Here is a 589-nt window from a genome sequence, read left to right on the forward strand (position 1 = left end):
GGCCCCTTTGACCAGCACCCTCATGATGGCGCACGCGCCTGTGGCATGGCCGGTGCGCCGGTCTCGTCAGCCGGTATGTAGAGATTGCCGCCCTCGCGGTATTTCGCCGCCATCGCCGCCATGCCCTCCTTCTGCGCCTCGGCGCGGATGTCGTGGGAAATTCGCATGGAGCAGAATTTCGGCCCGCACATCGAGCAGAAATGCGCCAGCTTGTGCGCCTCTTTGGGCAAGGTCTGATCGTGGAAGGACCGCGCGGTTTCGGGGTCGAGCGACAGGTTGAACTGGTCCTCCCAGCGGAACTCGAAGCGCGCGCGGGAAAGGGCATCATCCCTGAGTTTCGCCGCCGGATGACCCTTCGCCAGATCAGCGGCGTGCGCGGCTATCTTGTAGGTGATGACGCCCGTCTTGACGTCGTTGCGATCGGGAAGGCCGAGATGTTCCTTGGGCGTGACGTAGCAGAGCATGGCGGTGCCGAACCAACCGATCATCGCCGCGCCGATGCCGGAGGTGATGTGGTCGTAGCCCGGCGCGATGTCGGTCGTCAGCGGCCCAAGCGTATAGAACGGCGCCTCGCCGCAGACGGCGAGCT

At 64.9% G+C, this 589-nt stretch carries 1 protein-coding gene; it reads right to left on the reverse strand.

Annotation, left to right across the window (positions count from 1 at the left end; all coding sequences use genetic code 11):
* Positions 1–20 precede the first annotated feature (20 nt).
* A partial coding sequence (locus NKJ12_RS32200) for a phosphomethylpyrimidine synthase ThiC (RefSeq protein ID WP_352707757.1) occupies positions 21–589 on the reverse strand: 569 nt, incomplete at its 5' end.

It is taken from the genome of Mesorhizobium sp. M0195, from assembly GCF_040322115.1.
Taxonomy (GTDB): Bacteria; Pseudomonadota; Alphaproteobacteria; order Rhizobiales; family Rhizobiaceae; genus Mesorhizobium.